Below are 17,260 nucleotides of genomic sequence, written 5' to 3' on the forward strand. Positions count from 1 at the left end.
GGCTGAAAAAGCGCCTCCATCCTGTCGCACCGGCCGGTCCGCTGCCAGACAATAGTGATCATGGAGTTTCCGATCTGCGCGACCTGCGGCGTCCAGTACGGCGGACCCCGTCCCGACTGCCCCATCTGCGAGGACGAGCGCCAGTACGTCGGCTGGGACGGCCAGAAATGGACGACCCTGGAGGAGTTGCGCGCCGGCCACCGGGGCCGGATCGCCGAGGAGGGCCCGGACGTCGTCGGGATCGGCACCGAGCCGTCCACCGCCATCGGCCAGCGCGCCCTGCTGCTGCGCGCCCCGTCCGGCAACGTCCTCTGGGACATGGTCACGCACATCGACGACGCCGTGGTCCGCCAGGTCAACGACCTCGGCGGCGTCTCCGCGATCGCGATCAGCCACCCGCACTTCTACGGCTCGATGATCGAGTGGGCGCACGCGTTCGACGCCCCCGTCTACATCCACGAGGCGGACCGCCGCTGGGTCGCCCGCCCGGACGACTCCGTCGTCTTCTGGGAGGGCGACACCCACGAACTCGCCGACGGCCTCACGCTGATCAACGCCGGCGTCCACTTCGACGGCGGCCAGGTCCTGCACTGGCGCGACGCCCGCGCCCTGTTCACCGGCGACATCCTCACGGTCGTCCAGGACCGCGACTGGGTGAGCTTCATGTACAGCTACCCGAACCACATCCCGGAGCGCCCGCGCATCGTCCGCCGCGCCCTGCGCCTCCTGGAGCCCTACGACTTCGACCGCGTCTACGGCGCCTGGTGGCGGAAGATCGTCTACACCGACGGCAAGAACGCCGTCCGCCGCTCCGCCGACCGCTACCTCGCGCACGCCCTCGACGACGGGCCGCCGCCCGAGCGCCCCTGACCGCGCGGGCCGGGTGTTGCGGTGGCGGGCGGCGTTCGAACACGTGTACGGTGCGAAGGGCCGTCCGGAGCTCGGGGGACGGGCGGGTAGCTTCATGAAATGCGGCGGCGGCCGTCGCCGTTATGGAGTCGGGGGATTCTGTCGTACCCCGTGGCTAGCCTGGGAACGACGTGTCCCTCCCCATCGCCGCGCCCCAGAAGAGGAACCGGAATAACGCCGTGCATGACCGACTCATCGTGCGTGGAGCACGCGAGCACAACCTGAAGGACGTCTCGCTCGACCTCCCGCGGGACTCCATGATCGTGTTCACCGGTCTGTCGGGGTCCGGCAAGTCCAGCCTGGCGTTCGACACGATCTTCGCGGAGGGCCAGCGCCGGTACGTGGAGTCGCTGTCGGCCTACGCCCGGCAGTTCCTCGGCCAGATGGACAAGCCCGACGTCGACTTCATCGAGGGGCTGTCCCCGGCGGTGTCGATCGACCAGAAGTCGACCAGCAAGAACCCGCGGTCGACGGTCGGGACGATCACCGAGGTGTACGACTACCTGCGGCTGCTGTACGCGCGGATCGGGCACCCGCACTGCCCCGAGTGCGGCCGGCCGATCAGCCGGCAGGCGCCGCAGCAGATCGTCGACCGGGTGCTGGAGCTGGAGCCCGGCACGCGGTTCCAGGTGCTCGCGCCCGTCATCCGCGGGCGCAAGGGCGAGTACCTGGAGCTGTTCCGCGAGCTGCAGTCCAAGGGGTACTCGCGGGCGCTCGTCGACGGGCAGATGATCCGGCTGGACGAGCCACCCAAGCTGAAGAAGCAGGAGAAGCACGACATCTCCGTCGTGGTCGACCGGCTCTCGGTGAAGGACTCCGCGCGGCAGCGGCTCGCCGACTCGGTCGAGACGGCGCTGGGGCTCGCGGGCGGCACGATCGTCCTCGACTTCGTCGACCTCGACGAGGGCGACGAGAACCGCACCCGGATGTACTCCGAGCATCTGTACTGCCCCTACGACGACCTGTCGTTCGAGGAGCTCGAGCCGAGGTCGTTCTCGTTCAACTCGCCCTACGGCGCCTGCCCCGACTGCACCGGCCTCGGGACGCGTATGGAGGTCGACCCCGAGCTCGTCGTCCCCGACGAGGAGCTGACGCTCGGCGAAGGCGCCATCCAGCCCTGGTCCAACGGGCATGTGAGCGACTACTTCCTGCGGCTGCTGTCCGCGCTGGGCGACGCCATGGGGTTCGACCTCAACACCCCCTGGCACAAGCTGCCCGCCAAGGCGCGCAAGGCCGTCCTCAACGGGCACGAGACCCAGGTCCACGTGCGGTACAAGAACCGCTACGGCCGGACGAGGTCGTACTACACCGCCTACGAGGGCGTGATCCCCTACATCCAGCGGCGGCACGCCGAGTCCGAGAGCGACTCCAGCCGGGAGCGGTTCGAGGGCTACATGCGGGAGATCCCGTGCCCGACCTGCGACGGCGCCCGGCTCAAGCCGGTCGTGCTGGCCGTCACCATGGGCGGCAGGTCGATCGCCGAGGTCGCCGCCATGCCGATCGGCGAGGCCGCCAAGTTCCTCCTCGCGATGGAGCTGAACGGGCGCGAGACGCACATCGCCGAGCGCGTCCTGAAGGAGATCAACGCCCGGCTCGGCTTCCTGCTGGACGTCGGCCTCGACTACCTCACGCTCGACCGGGCGTCCGCGACGCTCGCGGGCGGCGAGGCGCAGCGCATCCGGCTGGCGACGCAGATCGGGTCCGGCCTGGTCGGGGTGCTGTACGTGCTGGACGAGCCGTCCATCGGCCTGCACCAGCGCGACAACCACCGGCTGCTGGAGACGCTGATCCGGCTCCGCGACATGGGCAACACGCTGATCGTCGTCGAGCACGACGAGGACACCATCGCCGCCGCCGACTGGATCGTCGACATCGGCCCCCGCGCGGGCGAGCACGGCGGCGAGATCGTCGTGTCCGGCACCGTCGAGGACCTGAAGAAGTCCGAGCGGTCGCTGACCGGCGCCTACCTGGACGGGCGGCGGGAGATCGCCGTCCCGCAGATCCGCCGGCCGCGCACCAAGGGGCGCGAGATCACCGTCAAGGGCGCCCAGCAGAACAACCTGCGCGACGTCGACGTCGCGTTCCCGCTCGGCATCCTGACCGCCGTGACCGGTGTGTCCGGGTCGGGCAAGTCGACGCTGGTCAACGACATCCTGTACAACTCGCTGGCCAAGAAGCTGAACGGGGCGAAGACCGTCCCCGGCAAGCACAAGCGCGTCAACGGCGTCGACCAGCTCGACAAGGTCGTGCACGTCGACCAGTCGCCGATCGGGCGCACCCCGCGCTCCAACCCGGCGACCTACACCGGCGTGTTCGACCACATCCGCAAGCTGTTCGCGCAGACCACCGAGGCGAAGGTGCGCGGCTACCAGCCGGGCCGGTTCTCCTTCAACGTCAAGGGCGGCCGCTGCGAGAACTGCTCCGGCGACGGCACCATCAAGATCGAGATGAACTTCCTGCCGGACGTCTACGTCCCGTGCGAGGTCTGCCACGGCGCCCGCTACAACCGGGAGACCCTGGAGGTCCACTACAAGGGCAAGACGATCTCCGAGGTGCTCGACATGCCGATCGAGCAGGCCACCGGGTTCTTCGAGCCGATCAAGGCGATCCACCGGCACCTGAAGACGCTCAACGACGTCGGGCTCGGCTACGTCCGGCTCGGCCAGCCCGCCCCGACGCTGTCCGGCGGCGAGGCGCAGCGCGTCAAGCTGGCCTCGGAGCTGCAGAAGCGCTCCACCGGCCGGACCGTCTACGTGCTGGATGAGCCGACCACCGGCCTGCACTTCGAGGACATCCGCAAGCTCCTCGGCGTCCTGAACGGCCTGGTCGACAAGGGCAACACGGTCATCGTCATCGAGCACAACCTCGACGTCGTCAAGACCGCCGACTGGATCATCGACATGGGCCCCGAGGGCGGCTCGCGCGGCGGCACGGTCGTCGCCACCGGCACGCCCGAGGACGTCGCCGGGGTCGAGGCCAGCCACACCGGCCAGTTCCTCAAGAAGATCCTCGCCTAGCCCGAGGGGCGGTGCGGAGTCCGCGGGGCCGTCCACCAAGATGGACCCATGGGAGAGAACGTGATGCCCCGGGCGGCCGGGGACGGGGGGATCGGGCGGCGCGCCGTGCTGTGCGGCGGCGGGGCGCTCGGCGCCACCGTGATCGCCGGATGCGGCGGGGGCGGCGGCGGGGCGAAGTCCGCCGCGGACCTCAAGGGCAAGAAGATCGCGGAGGCCGCGGACGTGCCCGTCGGCGGCGGCAAGATCTACGGGGACGAGAAGGTCGTGGTGACCCAGCCCGCGCAGGGCGAGTTCAAGGCGTTCACCGCGGTGTGCACCCACCAGGGCTGCACGGTCGGCAGCGTCCGGAACGAGATCATCCACTGCCCGTGCCACGGCAGCGAGTTCAAGATCACGGACGGGTCGGTGGCGAAGGGCCCGGCGGACACGCCGCTGCAGGAGTACCCGGTCCAGGTGGAGAACGGCGGCATCGTCGTCACCTGACGTGACGTGCTGGCGGCCCGATTTGGTTCCGGTTTGAACCATCTCGGCCGCTCGTTCGTGTCCTCAGGTGACGGAACAACCGAGACATGTCACCGGAGGGGCGAACATGCCACAGGGGTCCGAGACGAAGCCGGACGGGACGGAGCGGGAACCGGGGGACGGTGCGGAGCGGGAGCCGGGGAGCGCCAGGAGCCGCCGGGGGCTGCTGATCGGCGCGGGCCTCGCGGGCGTGGCCGGGCTGGCGGCCGCGTGCGGGGGGTCCGGCGACGATGCGGGCTCCGGCGGCTCCAGCGGGTCCGGCGGCGGCGCGGGCGGGGACGCCGGGTCCGGTGCCGCCCTCGCGTCCGCCGCCGAGATCCCGGTCGGCGGCGGCAAGGTGTTCGAGGACGCCGAGGTCGTCGTCTGCCAGCCGCAGCAGGGGCAGTTCACCGCGTTCTCCGCGTCCTGCACCCATCGCGGCTGCAGCGTCGGGTCGGTGTCGGGCGGCACGATCAACTGCCCCTGCCACGGCAGCAAGTTCAAGATCAGCGACGGGTCGGTGGTGAACCCGCCCGCCGACAAGCCGCTGGAGAAGAAGAACGTCACCGTCCAGGACGGGAAGGTCATGCTCGCCTGAGCGGCGTGCGCGGTCCCGGGCCGTCCCCGCGCGGGGCGGCCCGGCCGCCGGAGTCGTCCGGCGCGCCGTCGGGGTCCTCCGGCGCGTTCACCCCGGACGAGGCGCCGCCCTCCGTCCGCGGCGCGGGTGCCGCGGCCGCCCCCTCCGCCGGCCGGCCGGCGCGGTCCGCGGCCGAGCCCGTGCCCTCCGCGGTGACCGTCCCGTCCGGCGACGAGCCCGTGCCGTCCGCGGCGGTGGCCGCGCCGTCCGCAGTGGCGGGCACGCCGGCCGCCGACGAACCCGTGCCGTCCGCGGGGGAGGGGCGCGTGCCGTCGGCGACGGGCTCGGCGCCCACGCGGAACCGGGGGAGCGCCTCCGGGTAGTTCTCGCTCGCGGATGTGGACGACGAGGTGCTCGCGCACGTCGCAGCGCAGGTCCCAGGTGCTCGCCGAGTCGGCGGCGCTCATCAGCGCGCGCAGCTTGAGCAGGCCGTTCGGCAGGGTCTCGACGACCTGCAGCACCCACTCACGCCGGTCCCACAGCGGGTTGTCGCGGAGCGCCGAGTACAGCTCGGCGCGCAGCTCCTCGACCGGCACCGTCCAGTCCACGTGCAGCTCCACCGAGCCGAGCAGCCGGCTGGAGTGCCGGGTCCAGTTCTCGAACGGCTGCTCGGTGAAGTGCGACACCGGGAAGATCATCCGGCGGTCGTCCCAGAGCCGCAGCACCACGTAGGACAGCGTCAGCTCCTCGACCCGCCCCCAGGTGCCCTGGGTGACGACGATGTCGTCCAGGCGCAGCGCGTCGCTGAACGCCAGCTGCAGCCCGGCGAGCAGGTTGCCGAGCGTGGGCCGGGCCGCGATGCCGACGACCAGCCCGGCGACGCCCGCCGAGGCGAGCACCCCGGCGCCGATCGCCCGCACGCTCGGGAAGGTGAACAGCGCTGCGCCGACCGCGACGACCGTGATGACCACGGCGGCGATCCGGCGCAGCAGCAGCATCTGGGTGCGGGCGCGGCGGGCCCGCCGGTTGCGCTCGCCCTCGATGTGCATCAGCCGTTCCAGCGGCGGGTCGCTCAGCGCGTAGGCGATCCGCAGCACCAGCCAGGTCGTGGCGCCGATGGCGGCGATCCGCAGCGCGTGCCGGACGGCGCCGTCGGGCGAGCCGTGCAGCAGGTGGTAGGGCATCGCGGCGTTGGCGCTGACCACGGTGGCGAACGCGAACGCGGGCGCGGCGACGCGGCGGGCGACCCGGCCCGCGCCCGGCCAGCGGTGCGACAGCCGCCCGGCGAGCAGCCGGCGGCCCGCCTCCACGACGATCACGGACGTGGCGACGACGGCCGCCAGGAAGACCCAGGCCCAGAGCGCGGACACGTGCGCGACGACCTCCTCGGCTGATCGGAACGTCGGTCCGACCATCCCTTTCCCAGTGCTTTGCCATCATCCGACCTGGAAAGGGAGATCTGTATCACCTTGCCCGATCGTCGCACCGGGACGGCCCGCGCGGAAGCCCGGCGTGTCGGCGCCGCCCACTAGGCTTCTGAGCGTGGCAGATCCGGCGACCTACCGACCCGCTCCGGGCTCGATCCCGGAGTCCCCCGGGGTGTATCGATTCCGCGACGAGCACGGCCGGGTCATCTACGTGGGCAAGGCCAAGAGCCTGCGCTCGCGCCTCGGCTCCTACTTCGCCGACTTCTCCTCGCTGCACCCCCGCACGCAGACGATGGTGCAGACCGCCGCCCGGGTCGACTGGACGGTCGTCGGCACCGAGGTCGAGGCCCTCCAGCTCGAGTACTCCTGGATCAAGGAGTTCGACCCCCGGTTCAACGTCCGCTACCGCGACGACAAGTCGTATCCCTACCTCGCGGTCACCCTGAACGAGGACTTCCCGAGGGTGATGGTGATGCGGGGCGCGAAGCGCAAGGGCGTGCGGTACTTCGGGCCGTACTCGCACGCGTGGGCGATCCGCGAGACGGTCGACCAGCTGCTGCGCGTGTTCCCCGTCCGGACGTGCAGCGCCGGCGTGTTCAAGCGGCAGCACCAGCTCGACCGCCCCTGCCTGCTCGGCTACATCGGCAAGTGCTCGGCGCCGTGCGTCGGCCGCGTCTCGCCGGACGAGCACCGCCTCCTCGCCGAGGACTTCTGCGACTTCATGGCGGGCAACACGACCCGGTTCATCAAGCGCCTCGAACGCGACATGCGCGAGGCCGCCGCGTCCCAGGAGTACGAGCGCGCCGCCCGGCTCCGCGACGACATCCGCGCCCTGGAGCGGGCCCTGGAGAAGCAGGCCGTCGTCCTGCCCGACAGCACCGACTGCGACATGATCGCCTTCGCCGAGGACGAGCTGGAGGCGGCCGTCCAGGTGTTCTACGTGCGCGGCGGCCGCATCCGCGGCCAGCGCGGCTGGGTCGTCGACAAGGTCGAGGAGGTCACCACCGCCGACCTCGTCGAGAACTTCCTCATCCAGATCTACAGCGAGAGCGAGTCGGTGCCGCGCGAGGTCCTCGTCCCGGCGCTGCCGCCCGAGCTGGAGGCCATGACCGAGCTGCTGTCGGAGCAGCGCGGCGGGCCCGTCCGGCTGCGCGTCCCGCGGCGCGGCGACAAGAAGACCCTGCTGGAGACGGTCGCGCGCAACGCCCACGAGGCGCTCAAGCAGCACAAGACCCGCCGCGCGTCCGACCTCACCACCCGCAGCCGCGCCCTCCAGGAGATCCAGGACGCCCTGGAGCTGGACGAGGCGCCGCTGCGCATCGAGTGCTACGACGTCTCGAACCTGCAGGGCACGAACGTGGTCGCGTCCATGGTCGTGTTCGAGGACGGCCTGGCCCGCAAGAGCGAGTACCGCCGGTTCACGATCAAGGCCGTCGAGGGGCAGGACGACGTCCGCTCCATCCACGAGGTGATCACCCGGCGGTTCCGCCGCTACCTCGCCGAGAGCGAGAAGCTCGGCGAGCTCGACACGCTCGGCGACCCCATCGAGGCAGCTGCCGGGGGAGCCGGGGGGACGTCCCCCCAGAGTGAGACGGAAGAGGGGGCGCACCAGCCGATCGACCCGGAGACCGGCCGGCCGCGCAAGTTCGCCTACCCGCCCAACCTGGTGCTCGTCGACGGCGGCCCGCCGCAGGTCGCCGCCGCGCAGCGCGCCCTCGACGAGCTCGGCGTCGACGACATCGCGGTCTGCGGCATCGCCAAGCGGCTGGAGGAGCTGTGGCTCCCCGGCGAGGGCGATCCCGTGATCCTGCCGCGCAACAGCGAGGGCATGTTCCTCGTCCAGCGGGTACGCGACGAAGCGCATCGTTTCGCCATCACCTTCCACCGGCAGCGGCGGTCCAAGTCCATGACGGCCAGCGAACTCGATAACGTTCCGGGTCTGGGCCCGGCGCGGCGGGCGGCGCTGCTGAAGCACTTCGGCTCGCTGAAGCGGCTGCGGGAAGCGACGCCCGAGCAGGTCGCCGAGGTTCCGGGGATCGGCATGCGCAGCGCCGAGGGGATCGTCGCGGCGCTGCACGGCGGTACCGTCCAGGCACGCGAGGGCGCGGGCACGGGCGACGGGGAGCACAGGGGGAGACGGGCATGACCAGCGAGACCAAGATACCGGACATCGTGATCGTCACCGGCATGTCCGGGGCGGGCCGCAGCACCGCGGCCAAGTCCCTGGAGGACCTCGACTGGTTCGTGGTCGACAACCTGCCGCCGGGGCTGCTCGCCACGATGGCCGACCTCGGCGGCCGGGTGAAGGACGCGGTGCCGCGCATCGCCGTCGTCGTGGACGTCCGCAGCCGGGCCTTCACCGAGGACCTGCACTCCTCGATCGCCGAGCTGGAGGCGCGCGGCGTCCACCCGCGGGTGGTGTTCCTGGAGGCCAACGACGCCGACCTGGTGCGCCGCTTCGAGAGCGTCCGCCGGCCCCACCCGCTGCAGGGCGACGGCCGCCTGGTGGACGGCATCGCCCGCGAGCGCGAGCTCGTCCGCGAGGTCCGCGCCGAGGCCGACCTGGTGATCGACACCAGCGGCCTCAACGTGCACGAGCTGCGCAACAAGATCATCGGGTTCTTCGGCAACGACACCGGCGAGTCCAGCCTGCGCGCGACCGTCGTGTCGTTCGGCTACAAGTACGGGCTGCCGGTCGACGCCGACCTCGTCGTCGACTGCCGGTTCCTGCCGAACCCGCACTGGGTGCCGGAGCTGCGGCCGAAGACGGGCCGCGACACCGCCGTCCGCGACTACGTCCTCAGCCAGCGCGGCGCCAAGGAGTTCCTGGACGCCTACTCGGAAGTGCTGCGGCTGCTCGCCGGCGGGTACGAGCGGGAGGGCAAGCACTACGTGACGCTCGCCGTGGGATGTACCGGCGGAAAACACCGTAGTGTGGCCATGGCGGAACAGATCGCCGCCCGGTTGCGGGACGAGGGCATCGAGGTGCAGGTCGCCCACCGCGACCTGGGCCGCGAATGACCGCCCGCGGTGTCCCCGGACGAGGAGAGTAACGGCACGGTGAAGCACCCTGGCCCAACGGCGGGCCCGAAGGTCGTCGCGCTCGGCGGGGGCCACGGCCTCTACGCCTCGCTGTCGGCGCTGCGCCGCGTCACCGACCGGCTGACCGCGATCGTCACCGTCGCCGACGACGGCGGCTCCAGCGGCCGGCTCCGCCGCGAACTCGGCGTGCTGCCGCCCGGCGACCTGCGGATGGCGCTCGCCGCCCTCTGCGGCGACGACGAATGGGGGCAGACCTGGCGGGACGTCGTCCAGCACCGCTTCCGCAGCGAGGGCGACCTGAAGGACCACGCCGTCGGCAACCTCCTCATCGTCGCGCTGTGGGAGCTGCTCGGCGGCGCGGACGCCGACGGATCCACCGTCGCCGGCCTCGACTGGGTCGGGCGGCTCCTCGGCGCGCACGGCCGCGTGCTGCCGATGGCGGCCGTGCCGATGGACATCGTCGCCGAGGTGCGCGGCGCCGACCCGTCCCGCCCCGGCGAGATCACCCACGTCAAAGGGCAGGCGGCGTGCGCGAAGACGCCCGGCAGCGTGCTCGGCGTGTCGCTCGTCCCCGCCGACCCGCCGGCCTGCCAGGAGGCCCTCGACGCCGTCGAGGACGCCGACTGGATCCTGTTCGGGCCCGGCTCCTGGTTCACCAGCGTCCTGCCGCACCTCAAGGTGCCCGCGCTGGCCCGCGCGCTCACCACCGCCCGCGCCCGCCGCGCCGTCGCGCTCAACCTCGCGCCGCAGCCCGGCGAGACCGACGACTTCTCGCCGCAGACCCACCTGGAGGTCCTGCAGGCGCACGCCCCGGACCTGCGCGTGGACGTCGTGATCGCCGACCGCGCGGTGGTGGACGATCCGGACGCCCTGGAGAAGGCCGCGCGGGCCCTCGGCGGGCGGCTCGTCCTCGCCGACGTCGCCGCCGACGACGGGTCGCCGCGTCATGAACCCGCCCGGCTGGCCCAAGCCTTGGTACAGATTTTCAGCGAGTGACGTCCCGCGTGGTCGGCATCGGCCACACTGCTGGGAGTCCGATAGGGGGAGGGTTCATCAGATGGCGATGACCGGTGTGGTCAAGGACGAGCTGAGCAGGCTCACGGTCATGAAGCCGTGCTGCCGCAAAGCCGAGGTCTCGACGCTGCTGCGGTTCGCGGGGGGCCTGCACCTGGTCAGCGGCCGCATCGTGATCGAGGCCGAGATCGACACCGGGGTCGCGGCGCGGCGCCTCATCAAGGACATCGCGGAGGTGTTCGGGCACACCTCCGAGGTCGTCGTGCTCGCGCCGAGCGGCCTGCGCAAGGGCAACCGGTACGTCGTCCGCGTCTTCCGGGACGGCGAGTCGCTCGCCCGGCAGACCGGGCTCATCGACAACAACGGCCGGCCCGTCCGCGGCCTGCCCCGGCACGTGGTCGCGGGGGCGGCCTGCGACGCCGAGTCCGCCTGGCGCGGCGCGTTCCTCGCGCACGGCTCGCTCACCGAGCCCGGCCGGTCCATGTCCCTGGAGGTGACCTGCCCCGGCCCCGAGGCCGCGCTCGCCCTGGTCGGCGCCGCCCGCCGCCTCAAGATCCACGCCAAGGCCCGCGAGGTCCGCGGCGTCGACCGCGTCGTCGTCCGCGACGGGGACGCCATTAGCGCCCTGCTCACCCGGCTCGGCGCCCACGACAGCGTCCTGGCCTGGGAGGAGCGCCGGATGCGCCGCGAGGTCCGGGCCACCGCCAACCGGCTCGCCAACTTCGACGACGCCAACCTGCGCCGCTCCGCCCGCGCCGCCGTCGCCGCCGGCGCCCGCGTCGCCCGCGCCCTGGAGATCCTCGGCGACGACGCCCCCGACCACCTCGTCAACGCCGGCCGCCTCCGCCTGGAGCACAAGCAGGCGTCCCTGGAGGAACTCGGCCAGCTCGCCGACCCGCCCCTCACCAAGGACGCCATCGCCGGCCGCATCCGCCGCCTCCTGGCCATGGCCGACAAGCGCGCCACCGACCAGGGCATCCCCGGTACCGAGGCGAACCTGACCGCCGACATGCTGCAGTGACTCCCCGGTCGTCCAGAAGGGGATCGCAGGGGGCGTTACTTGGGGTTCAGATCGCCTCTGAGGATTCTGTGGACCAGGTCGTCGCGTAGCTGGCCGTAGCCGGTTTCGGCCCAGACGCTCTGGGCCGGGTCCACCTCGAAGTAGGGGACGTCGCGGCCGTCGCGGCGGTCCATGAGGATGTCGGGGGTCTCCTTCGCGCGGGCGGAGCGGGCGCAGTCCCGGCAGGCGTGGACGTGCAGGCGCCGGCGGGAGCCGATGGGGCGCCAGTCGATCTCGGCGGCCGCGTCCCCGTGCAGCGGGTTGAAGAAGCAGAGCGGGCTCGGCGGGATCTCCGCGCCGCCGGAGGCGAGGGCGCGGGCCGAGGCGAGCGCGTCGCGGCCCTGGTCGAGGAGGACGAGGACGCCCGCCAGGTCGGGGACGCCGCGGACGCGGTCGAGGGTCTTGCCGGCCGCCTGGTAGGCGTCCAGCGCCCTGGTCATCAGCTCGCCGGCCCGTTCGCCGGAGGCGGGGACGTCCGTGCCGTCCAGGAGTTCGCCGAAGACGATGACCTCGTGGGACGCCTGCTCGCGGAGCTGGTCCTCGCTGGCGCGCTTGGCCGTGGCGAAGACCGTGCGGGGCAGGAGCAGCGCGCTGCCCTCGCGGCGGACGGACGCCATGCGGCGGCGCCGCCACAGCACGAGGCCGCCGATTCCGGCGGCCGCGATCCCCGCGGCGCCCAGCGTGATCGGGAGGACGGGGGAGCCGCCGTCTCCCGCGCCCCGGCTCTCGGAGCCTCGTTCCTTGGCGCGCTTGTCGATCGCCGCGCTCTGGCGGTCGTACTCCTTCTTGGCGTTGCCGGAGAGCATGAGGTCCGCGATGCGGTCCAGGCGGCTCGTGAGCGACGCGTCCCGGTAGGCGCGGTCGAAGGCCACCGCCCAGGCGGCCTCGCGTGCGTCGTGGTCGCCGCCGAACTCCTTCGCGCGCAGGTCGTCGCCGATGCTGCCGAACGTGATGTAGACGCCGTCCCGGCCGAGGTTGGCGTGGACGACCGTCACGAGCTGGTCGTCGTCGCTCCACGTGCCGCCCTTGACCAGCGGGACGAGGACGACGAACACGGGCACGGAGAGCTTGCCGAACTTGGCGATGAGGCGCTTGCGCTCGGCCTCCGGCAGCGCGGAGGCCAGCGACGGGTCGACGTAGATCGGGGAACGCCGCAGTTCCGCGGCCAGCCGCGCGCCGGGGGACGGTTCACTCGACACCGAGATACTCCTGGATGCGTGGGATCGGGTCGCCGTCGGCCCCGAATCCGGTGTCCTTCCAGACCCCGGGGACGGCGTAGTGCGGGAGCGGGCCGTCCGGGCCCGGGACCTTCAGCACCGGCGCCTTCCGGCCGGCGCACGACGAGCAGACGGGACGGCGCCTGGCGCGCGTGCCGCCCAGCTGCATCTTCCGCTGCTGTGCCGAGGGGCCGTGCAGCGGGTTGACGAAGCACGGCGGAGCCGGGTGGGCGGTCTTCCCGGCGAGCGCCGCCCGTCCCAGCCGGGCCAGCACGATCGCCCCGGTGAGGTCGAGCGCCCGGCCGGGGTCCTCGCCGGCGTCGTCGTAGAGGATCTGGGCGACGTCGTAGGCGGACACCGCGTAGGCGCGGCCGGGGTTCTCCGCGGCATCGGGGAGCAGCTCGCGCAGCCGGTCCAGCTCCCTGCGGCCTGTGCGGCGCAGCCATTTCACCGTGGGTTCGGTCGGGGCGCCGGAATGCGTCTCGACGGCCGCACTCACCGCGGCCGGGCGGGGACTGCGGCGGCGGCGCCGGTACGCGGCGGCGCCGAGGCCGAGCCCGTACAGGGTCGCGCCGGCGAACGGGCCGGCGAGCAGCAGGCCGGTGAGGAAGGGGGCCTTGGTCTCCGGCTCGACGGGCCGCAGCCGATGCTCGGCCCCGAACGGGTCGGGCGAGCTGTACAGTTCCGGGATCCTCGGGGACGCCGACGGCGCCGTCCGGGCGAGCCCCAGCCAGGCGACCAGCCGGTCGGCGAGGTCGGCGAACCGGCGCTCGGAGTCGGCGGGCTGCTGGATGCCCTCGTCGTCGATGTACGTCAGCCGGCGCGGCACGTTGAACGCCTCGTCCTCGAACCAGGCCGAGGAACTGGCCATCAGGTACAGGCCGTCGCGGCCGAGCCGGTCATGGAGCCAGTGCAGGAACACGTTGTCCCTGCCGTCGCTCTCCGATCCGGACTTGTTCGGAATGATCACCACGTAGACGGGCGTGCCGATCGCGCGCGCCGTCGAGTCCATCGCCGCCCGGACGCGGGCGCGTCCGGGCTCGTCCAGCGCGGTGGACATGTCGGGGTCGACGAAGAGGGGGTCCTCGGCGAGCGCCGCCGCGACCCGCTCCAGCCGGTGCTGCGCATAGGACGGGACGGGGATCGGCTCCTTCGCGGCCGCCGGGACGGCTGCGGGCAGCGGCGCGACGAGCGCGAGGGCCGCGACGACCAGGACCCGGGCGATGGTGTTCACCGGCGCTTCCCCCGCTTCTCGGCACGTGCCTTCCTGGCCTGCGCGTTCTTCGTCCGCGCCTTCTCCAGCCGTGCGGTCCGGGCGCGCTCGGCGCGGGTCGCCGCCCTCCTGCGCAGCCCCACCAGCAGGAGCAGGACCGCGGCGCCGCTCAGCGCGGTGCCGGCGGCGAACACGCCCCATTCCCGGCGTCTCGCCTCGCGTTCCGACCGGTCGCGGGCGTCCAGCTCGATGCGGATCTTCGACTTCGGCCGCGGGCCCGCGTTCTCCCGGCGCTCGGCGGCATGCCCGGACAGGGCGATGTCCGCGAACCGCTCGATCGTGGCGACCGCGCCCGCGTCGGAGGGCAGTTCCGAGGTCGCGGCGTACATCGCGTCCTTCACCGGGAGCGTCGTGCCGCCGTACTGGACGGCGGAGAACGCCGTGCTCGTCGGGTCGGCCACGATGTAGAGGCCGGGGCGGTTCAGGCTGTCGTGGACCAGCGGGACCAGGTCCTGGGCGGTGTACCTCTCCACGAGGGAGGTCGGCGTCACCGCGACGTAGACGGGCGTGCCGAGCCGGGCGACCGCCTTCCTGATCCGGTCGGCCGCGTCCGCCGGCAGGGCCCGCGGCGCGTGGTCGGTGACGTAGACGGGGTCGCGGCGGAGCTCGGCGGCGAGCCGGTCCGCGCGGCCCACCGGCTTGGCACGCTCCACCGCCGCCGCCGGGGCGGCCGCCGGGAGGCAGGCCAGCACCGCTCCCATGATCAGGACAAACCACCCGCGCCGCATGATCGGGGAGTGTAGTGGTGATGCGCTGAGGACGCGGCCGGGGAGAGCGGCCGGGGAGAGCGGCCGACCGGATCCCCCCGGCGGGGGAGTCCGGGCCACCCCGTGATTTCCCCGTGACCGGTGTCAAGCTACCGGCGGGTCATTGGATAAGGTCGAAGGCGGGGGAGAACCCCGGATCCACCGCAGTTAACAGTCCGGCCCGCGCCGGGCGATACGACGTGAGGGAGAGCCGTTCCGTGACCATCCGAGTAGGCATCAACGGTTTCGGCAGGATCGGCCGCAACTTCTACCGCGCGGTGAAGGCCAGCGGAGCCGACATCGAGATCGTGGCGGTCAACGACCTGACCGACAACGCCACACTCGCCCAGTTGCTCAAGTACGACAGCATCCTCGGCCGTTTCCCCGAGGACGTGCGCGCCACGGCCGACGAGATCGTGGTGGGCGGCAAGGCGATCAAGGCGTTCGCCGAGCGCGACCCCGCCAACCTGAAGTGGAGCGACGTCGGCGCCGACATCGTCGTGGAGTCGACCGGCTTCTTCACCGACGCCACCAAGGCCAAGGTGCACGCCGACAACGGCGCCAAGAAGGTGATCATCTCCGCACCGGCCAAGAACGAGGACGTCACCCTCGTGCTCGGCGTCAACGACGGCGAGTACGACCCGGCGCGGCACACGGTGATCTCCAACGCGTCCTGCACCACCAACTGCCTGGCCCCGCTGGCGAAGGTGCTGCACGACAACTTCGTCATCGAGAAGGGCCTGATGACGACGATCCACGCCTACACGCAGGACCAGAACCTGCAGGACGCGCCGCACAAGGACCTGCGCCGCGCCCGCGCCGCCGCGCTGAACGTCGTGCCGACCTCGACCGGCGCCGCCAAGGCGATCGGCCTGGTGCTGCCCGAGCTGAAGGGCAAGCTGGACGGCTACGCGCTGCGCGTCCCGGTGCCGACCGGCTCCGCCACCGACCTCACCGTCAACCTCTCCCGCGAGGTCACGGTCGAGGAGGTCAACGAGGCGTTCCGGACCGCCGCCGAGGGCGCGCTGAAGGGCTACCTCGTCTACACCGAGGACCCGATCGTCTCCAGCGACATCGTCACCGACCCGGCCTCCTGCATCTTCGACTCCGGGCTGACCAAGGTCATCGGCGACCAGGTCAAGGTCGTCGGCTGGTACGACAACGAGTGGGGCTACTCCAACCGCCTCGTCGACCTCGTCAAGCTCGTCGGCTCGCAGCTGTAGCCGTCGCCGCCGGGGCGCGCCGCGGCCACGGCTCGGCCGTGTACGGAAGGACATCGCATCCCGATGCGCACCATTGACGACCTCGACGTCGCCGGAAGGCGGGTGCTCGTCCGCGCGGACCTCAACGTCCCGCTGCAGGACGGCGCGATCACCGACGACGGGCGGATCCGGGCCAGCCTCCCGACGATCGAGGCGCTGCGGGCCAAGGGCGCCAAGGTCATCGTCTGCGCCCACCTCGGCCGCCCCAAGGGACAGGTCAAACCCGAGTTCTCGCTGGCCCCGGTCGCGCGGCGGCTCGGCGAGCTGCTCGGCGCGGACGTGGCGTTCGCGTCCGACGTCGTCGGCGACTCCGCCCGCGCCGCCGCCGAGGGCCTCGCCGACGGCGGCGTCGCGCTGCTGGAGAACCTGCGCTTCGAGCCGGGCGAGACCAGCAAGGACGACGCCGAGCGCGGCGCGTTCGCCGACCGGCTGGCCGCGCTCGCCGAGATCTACGTCGGGGACGGGTTCGGCGCCGTGCACCGCAGGCACGCCTCGGTCTACGACGTGCCGGGGCGGCTCCCGCACGCCGCCGGCGGGCTGATCGCCGCCGAGGTCGAGGTGCTGAAGAAGCTCACCGAGGACGTCGAGCGCCCCTACGCGGTCGCGCTCGGCGGCTCCAAGGTGTCCGACAAGCTCGGCGTGATCGACAACCTGCTCGGCAAGGCCGACCGCATCCTGATCGGCGGCGGCATGGTGTTCACCTTCCTCAAGGCCCAGGGCCACGAGGTCGGCGCGAGCCTCCTCGAGGAGGACCAGCTCGACACCGTCCGCGACTACCTGCGGCGGGCGAAGGAGACAGGTGGGCAGTTCGTGCTGCCCGTCGACATCGTCGCGGCCACCGCGTTCGCGGCCGACGCCGACCACGCCGTGGTCGCCGCCGACGCGATCCCGGCCGACCGGCTCGGCCTGGACATCGGCCCCGAGTCCGGCAAGCTGTTCGCCGCGCGCCTCGCCGACGCCCGGACGGTCTTCTGGAACGGCCCCATGGGCGTGTTCGAGATGGAGCCGTACTCGCACGGCACCCGCGCCGTCGCGCAGGGCCTGATCGACTCCGGCGCGTTCACCGTGGTCGGCGGCGGCGACTCCGCCGCGGCCGTCCGGCAACTCGGCTTCGACGAGGCCGCCTTCTCCCACATCTCGACCGGCGGCGGCGCCAGCCTCGAATACCTCGAGGGCAAGACGCTGCCCGGCCTGCAGGCTCTGGAGGACTGACCG

Annotated in this window: 13 protein-coding genes and 1 pseudogene; 10 read left to right on the forward strand and 4 right to left on the reverse strand. The window is 72.4% G+C overall.

Annotated features, from left to right (window positions below; translation table 11 throughout):
* Positions 1-60 precede the first annotated feature (60 nt).
* From ABZ806_RS07760 to ABZ806_RS07775, 4 genes are all read left to right on the forward strand, one after another.
* On the forward strand, positions 61-870 hold the full coding sequence (locus ABZ806_RS07760; protein WP_500216067.1) for an MBL fold metallo-hydrolase: 810 nt from the start codon (positions 61-63) through the stop codon (positions 868-870).
* A 218-nt stretch (positions 871-1,088) separates the two neighbouring features.
* Complete coding sequence (gene uvrA, locus ABZ806_RS07765) at positions 1,089-3,926, forward strand: excinuclease ABC subunit UvrA (RefSeq protein ID WP_500216068.1); 2,838 nt, start codon at positions 1,089-1,091, stop codon at positions 3,924-3,926.
* 48 nt (positions 3,927-3,974) lie between these two features.
* Positions 3,975-4,409 carry a Rieske (2Fe-2S) protein gene (locus ABZ806_RS07770; RefSeq protein ID WP_500216069.1) on the forward strand — a complete coding sequence of 145 codons (435 nt, stop codon included), beginning with the start codon at positions 3,975-3,977 and terminating at the stop codon, positions 4,407-4,409.
* Positions 4,410-4,515: 106 nt separating this feature from the next.
* A complete protein-coding gene (locus ABZ806_RS07775) occupies positions 4,516-5,025 on the forward strand; it encodes a Rieske (2Fe-2S) protein (RefSeq protein ID WP_500216187.1) in 510 nt (169 codons plus the stop codon).
* Between the two features lie 683 nt (positions 5,026-5,708).
* Here the strand turns inward: ABZ806_RS07775 and ABZ806_RS07780 are convergent.
* Positions 5,709-6,419 (reverse strand): annotated as a pseudogene (locus ABZ806_RS07780) (mechanosensitive ion channel family protein); the annotation flags it as partial.
* A gap of 127 nt (positions 6,420-6,546) precedes the next feature.
* Here ABZ806_RS07780 and uvrC point away from each other — a divergent pair.
* From uvrC to whiA, 4 genes are all read left to right on the forward strand, one after another.
* Positions 6,547-8,577 carry an excinuclease ABC subunit UvrC gene (uvrC, locus tag ABZ806_RS07785; protein ID WP_500216070.1) on the forward strand — a complete coding sequence of 677 codons (2,031 nt, stop codon included), beginning with the start codon at positions 6,547-6,549 and terminating at the stop codon, positions 8,575-8,577.
* Positions 8,574-9,452 (forward strand): RNase adapter RapZ, encoded by an 879-nt coding sequence (rapZ, locus tag ABZ806_RS07790; RefSeq protein WP_346046799.1) that lies wholly within the window; start codon positions 8,574-8,576, stop codon positions 9,450-9,452. Before uvrC ends, rapZ begins: the two co-directional genes overlap by 4 nt.
* Positions 9,453-9,491: 39 nt before the next feature.
* The gene (locus ABZ806_RS07795) at positions 9,492-10,469 is read left to right on the forward strand and encodes a gluconeogenesis factor YvcK family protein (RefSeq protein WP_500216071.1); all 978 of its coding nucleotides are present in this window, start codon (positions 9,492-9,494) and stop codon (positions 10,467-10,469) included.
* A 61-nt stretch (positions 10,470-10,530) separates the two neighbouring features.
* Entirely contained in the window at positions 10,531-11,508 is a 978-nt protein-coding gene (whiA, locus tag ABZ806_RS07800; RefSeq protein ID WP_500216072.1) for a DNA-binding protein WhiA, read from the forward strand.
* Positions 11,509-11,543: 35 nt separating this feature from the next.
* Here the strand turns inward: whiA and ABZ806_RS07805 are convergent, their stop codons facing one another.
* From ABZ806_RS07805 to ABZ806_RS07815, 3 genes are read right to left on the reverse strand one after another with little or no spacing between them, the layout of a single operon-like run.
* A complete protein-coding gene (locus ABZ806_RS07805) occupies positions 11,544-12,746 on the reverse strand; it encodes a hypothetical protein (protein WP_500216073.1) in 1,203 nt (400 codons plus the stop codon).
* Entirely contained in the window at positions 12,736-13,998 is a 1,263-nt protein-coding gene (locus ABZ806_RS07810; RefSeq protein ID WP_500216074.1) for a hypothetical protein, read from the reverse strand. The genes ABZ806_RS07805 and ABZ806_RS07810 overlap by 11 nt, the downstream gene beginning before the upstream one ends.
* Positions 13,995-14,765: a hypothetical protein gene (locus ABZ806_RS07815; RefSeq protein ID WP_500216075.1), complete on the reverse strand. Its 771-nt coding sequence runs from the start codon at positions 14,763-14,765 to the stop codon at positions 13,995-13,997. Before ABZ806_RS07815 ends, ABZ806_RS07810 begins: the two co-directional genes overlap by 4 nt.
* Before the next feature lie 236 nt (positions 14,766-15,001).
* Between ABZ806_RS07815 and gap the strand changes: the two genes are divergently transcribed.
* Complete coding sequence (gap, locus tag ABZ806_RS07820; RefSeq protein WP_500216076.1) at positions 15,002-16,006, forward strand: type I glyceraldehyde-3-phosphate dehydrogenase; 1,005 nt, start codon at positions 15,002-15,004, stop codon at positions 16,004-16,006.
* Between the two features lie 63 nt (positions 16,007-16,069).
* Positions 16,070-17,257, forward strand: a complete 1,188-nt coding sequence (locus ABZ806_RS07825; RefSeq protein ID WP_500216077.1) for a phosphoglycerate kinase — start codon at positions 16,070-16,072, stop codon at positions 17,255-17,257.
* The last annotated feature ends 3 nt before the right edge of the window (positions 17,258-17,260 follow it).

It is taken from the genome of Spirillospora sp. NPDC047418 (assembly GCF_040643275.1).
In the GTDB taxonomy this organism is placed as follows: Bacteria; Actinomycetota; Actinomycetes; order Streptosporangiales; family Streptosporangiaceae; genus Spirillospora.